This window comes from Synechococcus sp. H55.11, from assembly GCF_047462475.1.
Lineage (GTDB): Bacteria > Cyanobacteriota > Cyanobacteriia > Thermostichales > Thermostichaceae > Thermostichus.
On the sequence record NZ_JANSJI010000216.1, the window covers coordinates 1 to 4,742 of the forward strand.

6 protein-coding genes are annotated in these 4,742 nt (G+C 60.6%); 2 read left to right on the forward strand and 4 right to left on the reverse strand.

Annotated elements, in window-relative coordinates:
* Nucleotides 1-203 precede the first annotated feature (203 nt).
* Nucleotides 204-467, forward strand: coding sequence for a ParB N-terminal domain-containing protein (locus NW853_RS08840; RefSeq protein ID WP_414332461.1), 264 nt, complete (start codon nucleotides 204-206; stop codon nucleotides 465-467).
* Here NW853_RS08840 and NW853_RS08845 read toward each other — a convergent pair.
* From NW853_RS08845 to NW853_RS08860, 4 genes are all read right to left on the reverse strand, one after another.
* On the reverse strand, nucleotides 453-1,133 hold the full coding sequence (locus NW853_RS08845; protein WP_414332463.1) for a response regulator transcription factor: 681 nt from the start codon (nucleotides 1,131-1,133) through the stop codon (nucleotides 453-455). The two genes, NW853_RS08840 and NW853_RS08845, sit on opposite strands and share 15 nt — an antisense overlap.
* Nucleotides 1,134-1,313: 180 nt before the next feature.
* Nucleotides 1,314-2,102, reverse strand: coding sequence for an ABC transporter permease (locus NW853_RS08850; RefSeq protein WP_414348829.1), 789 nt, complete (start codon nucleotides 2,100-2,102; stop codon nucleotides 1,314-1,316).
* Nucleotides 2,099-2,857, reverse strand: a complete 759-nt coding sequence (cobA, locus tag NW853_RS08855; RefSeq protein WP_414332467.1) for a uroporphyrinogen-III C-methyltransferase — start codon at nucleotides 2,855-2,857, stop codon at nucleotides 2,099-2,101. Before cobA ends, NW853_RS08850 begins: the two co-directional genes overlap by 4 nt.
* A gap of 67 nt (nucleotides 2,858-2,924) precedes the next feature.
* A complete protein-coding gene (locus NW853_RS08860; RefSeq protein ID WP_414332469.1) occupies nucleotides 2,925-3,689 on the reverse strand; it encodes a sirohydrochlorin chelatase in 765 nt (254 codons plus the stop codon).
* 142 nt (nucleotides 3,690-3,831) lie between these two features.
* Here NW853_RS08860 and NW853_RS08865 point away from each other — a divergent pair.
* Nucleotides 3,832-4,742 (forward strand): asparaginase (locus tag NW853_RS08865; RefSeq protein WP_414342019.1); only part of this gene is annotated, 911 nt, incomplete at its 3' end.

The window sequence follows — 4,742 nt, forward strand, 5'->3', positions numbered from 1 at the left end:
CGGGGGGAGCTTGGCCGGCGATCTTTCCCCAGAAAGCTTGGAGGAGTTGCCACATGGCTAAGTTGGCTCCTGAGCGAAAGGGCAGTGAGGAATGGTGCTATCCTGCCATGCTCTGACCTGAGAATCCACTCCCTCTGCAAGCCTTGCTAGAGCAAAGTCATAATGAGTATGATTAAGGAGCTTACCTAGGGAGAAAATTCACCATGGCGCACATTCGCGAGATTCCCCTGGCCCAAATTCGTCGCCCCTTGCCGCGGCAGACGGATCCGGAGAAAGTGCGGGCGCTGATGGCTTCCATCGAAGCAATCGGGCTGCAGGAGCCGATCGAAGTTTTGGAAGTGGAGGGAGAATACTATGGGTTCTCCGGCTGCCACCGCTACGAGGCATTTGTCCGCTTGGGCAAGGAGCGGATCCCCTGTCGGGTGCGCAAGGCGCCGCGTTCTGTTTTGCAGCTACACCTGGCCTGAAAGAGAGTCCGGCTCCTCTTGGGCGCTGTAGCCTCGCTCATAGGCAAAGCGCACCAGTTGCGAGCGATTTTCCAGAGAAAGCTTGCTGAGGATGTTGGTCAGGTGAGTTTGCACAGTGCGCGGGCTGATGAACAGCTTCTCGCCGATTTGCTTGTTGGTGAGGCCGCGGATCACTTCCCGGAACACCCGCTCCTCAGCAGGGGTAAGGGGAAGATCTGCCAAGGTGGGACGGGGGGCAGTTTCGGCTTTGGCCTGGGTTTGCTGCTGGATCAGGCGCAGAATCTCCAACTGGGTGCGGCGGGATCGTTCGATTTGCGCCTCGATCTTGGCCACCAGCTCCAGCGGCTCGAAGGGCTTGATGATGTAGTCGTCGGCTCCCCACTCGTAGCCCTGAACGCGGTCGTCCAGCTCACTGCGAGAGGAGAGAAAGATAAAGGGGACGAGTTCGCCGCCCCGCTGTTGCCGCAGTTGCCGGCAAAACTCGAAGCCATCCATTTCCGGCATCACCACATCCGACACCACCACATCCGGCTGCTCTTGGGCAAACAGGCGCAGCCCTTCTACACCCGAAGTGCCCGTACAAACCCGATAGCCGTGCTGAGTCAAGTGGCGGCTCAGCACCTTTAAAGAGAGGGGATCGTCATCTACGACCAATACGCGCTTCATGATGACTAGCGGGAGAGGCTGTTGAGGAATGACTAAAGAGATGATCTGAGGGCGCTATTCACCTCTTGCCGCAAGTTTAAGTCCAGATAGGATGCTGGCGATCAACTAACCCCTGCCCCATAATAGTCGTTCCAGAAGCAGTCTTGCTGCCGGCTCAGGCGGACTGGGAAATAGGTTTGTTTAGGCTCCCATCCCGGAGTAGCGTTGCAAACCCTTGCGCCACAGCCAGCGGTTGACCAGCCAAAACAGCCCCAGCCAGGCCAGGCCCATGGCAAAACCGCGCGGGATATCTTGTGGGATCCCCACCCAGAGGCCGGCGGGAAAATGTACCAAGTAGGGAAAGGGCGTCCAGGCCAAGACCTGGCGCACCGCCGGTGGAAACACCTCCAGAGGGGCGATCACCCCCGACAAAAACAGGTACACCAAGAAATGAAGCTGCTCCAGAGCCGATATTCGCTCCACCCAAAAGGCCAGCAGCGCCAGGGTGTACTGCATAAGAAAGCGCAGGGCAAAAGCCAACAGAATGGCCAGGGATCCCAGTGCCACCTGTTGCCAAGACGGGATCCAAAAAGCACGGGGGTAGAGCAGAAAAAAGAGGGCAATCAAAGCCACGGTAAAGGGGAGGCGGGCCAGGCGCTCCATCAGGTGGCTGGCGACGTGGTGCCAAGCGGGATCCAGAGGCTGCAACAGACGCGGCGATAACTTGCCTTCGACGACCTCCCGCTCAAAGTCCCAGATCACCCAGGTGATGCTGAACTGGCGCACCAGGAACACGGCCAGAAAATAGCGGCTGAACTCCAGGGAAGAGAGCGAGAAATCTCCTGAACGGGCGGCTTCGCTCCAGAGCCCCATCATGATCAAGGGCAGGGATCCGGCCAACACCCACAGGATCAGCTCCGCCCGGTACTCCAGCATGTAGGCGTAGTGGGCGGCAAAGAGGGCGCTCAGCTTGCGAAAAAAGGCGTTCATTGAGGCTCTGAAGGGGCAAGCGGACATAGAGTGGGCAACAGGCCGGCCAGATTGACCACCGCTCCCACCACGACAATGGCGGGCGGTGCTACAGGCGAGGGCTGACCGGCTAGAGTCTCCAAACGGAGCAGATGAATCTCTTGCTCCGGCGTGGTGCCCCAGCGGATCAGGGCAACGGGGGTGTCGGGAGCTTTGCCGCCGGCCAACAATTCGGCGGCGATGTGGCCGAGGTTGTGCATACCCATGTAGATCACCAAGGTTTCTACGGCCTCGGCTAGGGCGCGCCAATTGACCTGGGGGCGGTATTTCCCTACCGCCTCATGGCCGGTTACGAAGGCAACCGAGGAGCTGAGGTCGCGATGGGTGAGTGGGATCCCAGCATAGGCGCTGGCGGCCATGCCCGCCGTAATTCCCGGCACCACTTCCACCGGGATCCCGGCCTGGACCAGGGCCAGCATCTCCTCGCCCCCCCGCCCGAAGATGAAGGGATCCCCGCCCTTGAGGCGCACCACCACGGCTGCCGTCTGGGCTTTCTCGATCAGCAAGGCGGTGATTTGCTCCTGCGGGAGGGTATGGGCGCCGCAGTGTTTGCCGGCGTAGATTCGTTCTGCTGTGGGTGGGATCAGATCCAAAATGGGGGATCCCACCAGGGCATCGTAGATGACCACGTCCGCATGGGCGAGCAGCGCTTTGCCCTTGACCGTCAGCAGTCCCGGATCCCCAGGCCCTGCCCCCACCAGATACACTTTGCCCATCTCAAATCCCAATAGCTTGTCGGAAATATCTATTCTGCTGGAACAGGACAGTTTTGACCAACCAACCCTACTTCCCGGTCAGACAGGCCGTCTGCAGGGTCTCCTGGATGGCCTGTACCACCTGGGGATCCCGCCAGAGGGGCGGCTCCACCGTAATCTGCAGCAAGGGCCATTCTCGCTGTAGCCGCTGAGCTTGTTCTTGTAAAGCGCGCAGCAGACCGCCCGGAAAAAGAAAAAACGGCAGCACCCGCAGGCGATACTGGCTCAGACGCAGGCAATGGATTACAGCCGCTTCCAGTGTCGGGGGCTGGGCGGCAAAAGCCAGGTGGATGGGAATTCCGGGCAGGCGCTGTTCCAGAGCTTGGATCCCGGCCTGGAGCTGGGCGGCAAATCCCGGCAGGCGGCTGCCATGGCCAAATAGGATCCAGCCGTGGGTCAGTTCCCCCAACCGCTGCGCCGCAACCACGCGAGCCGCCACCAAATCGATCAGGGCTGGGTGCTGGCCGATGGGGGGCGTCAGCAGCAACTGCAGGCGCGGCCAGCGAGCTTGAACCTGCTCCACCGCAGCCGGCAAATCCTCCTCCACATGGGATCCCCCGCCCATAAACAGCGACAGCAGCACCACCGGCCCATCGACTCTATCCAGACAGGAGGCCAATTGTCTGTGAATCTGCTCTGCCAAGGTCAGGGGCTGACCTTCCAACTGGGCCAGCTCCACCGGCTGAGGAGACAGCCGCTGCCGCACCCGGGCCAGCAAATCCGCCGCCGCCTGTTGGTATTCCGGATCCCGGCTGCCGTGACAAACCAAAAACACCAGTGGAGCTAAGGACATGGCAGAAGTCAGGGATCCAGAGGCAACTGTTCTATTTTGCTACTTAGAAAGGTTCCGGCAACGTCTCGCGCCGGATCTGCGCGTATGATTTGATAAAGTACACATCCTTTTTTCAGACTCGTCGGCCCTTTCCCAGGATTTCATGTCATTTGAGAATCGTTCCACCACCCCCGAACTGTTGATCCATGTTTTGCGGGAAGGGTTGACCGAATCTATCCATCATTGCCAAGCGGTCGTGGCCGATAGCCGCGGGCGCTCCCTGGCCATGGCCGGCAACAGCACCACCCCTGTTTTTGCCCGTTCTGCGCTCAAACCTTTCCAAGCGCTGGCCATGCTCTCCACCGGCATCCGCGAGCGCTACCGCCTCAGCGAGAAGGATATCGCCATTATGTGCGGATCCCATCAGGGCACCACGGCCCATGCGCGGCAGGTGTTCAGCATGCTCTGGCGCGCCGACCTGTCTCCCGAGCTGCTGGTCTGCCCCACCCCACCCGGCAAGCCCAGCCCCCTGTGCCACAACTGCTCCGGCAAGCATGCTGGCATGCTGCTAGCAAGCCGCGCCCAGAACTGGACCCTGCCGGACTACGCCCAGCGGCAACACCCCGTTCAGGCCCTGGTGCGGGCTAAGTTGGCGGATCTATTGCAGATGCCTTCGGAAGAGTTTTTGTTTGCCCGCGATGACTGCGGCGTGCCCACCTACCAACTGCAACTGAACCATTTGGCCTCTCTATTTGCCCAACTGACTGCCGGCGAGCGGCCCGACTTGGAGGCCATCGCCCGCGCCATGACCCACCACCCGGAAATGGTGGCCGGACAGGGATGTTTCGATACAGAATTGATGCGGGCTACCCAGGGAGAGCTGGTCAGCAAGTCCGGCGCCGAAGGGATCCAGTGCATTGGGCGCGTCGGAGAGGGGATGGGCCTGGCCATCAAGGTACAGGATGGGGCCGCGCGGGCCAAATATGCCTTGGCTTTGCATCTGCTGCAGCGCATGGGCTGGATCCAACCTGCCGCTGCCGAAATGCTAGGGGAGCGCTTCCTCGCCGTCGGCCC

Bases quoted from the DNA above. Each gene is read 5' to 3' on its own strand.
- cobA (WP_414332467.1), bottom strand. From the start codon at position 2,857: ATGGGCAAAGTGTATCTGGTGGGGGCAGGGCCTGGGGATCCGGGACTG.
- NW853_RS08860 (WP_414332469.1), bottom strand. From the start codon at position 3,689: ATGTCCTTAGCTCCACTGGTGTTTTTGGTTTGTCACGGCAGCCGGGAT.
- NW853_RS08840 (WP_414332461.1), top strand. From the start codon at position 204: ATGGCGCACATTCGCGAGATTCCCCTGGCCCAAATTCGTCGCCCCTTG.
- NW853_RS08845 (WP_414332463.1), bottom strand. From the start codon at position 1,133: ATGAAGCGCGTATTGGTCGTAGATGACGATCCCCTCTCTTTAAAGGTG.
- NW853_RS08850 (WP_414348829.1), bottom strand. From the start codon at position 2,102: ATGAACGCCTTTTTTCGCAAGCTGAGCGCCCTCTTTGCCGCCCACTAC.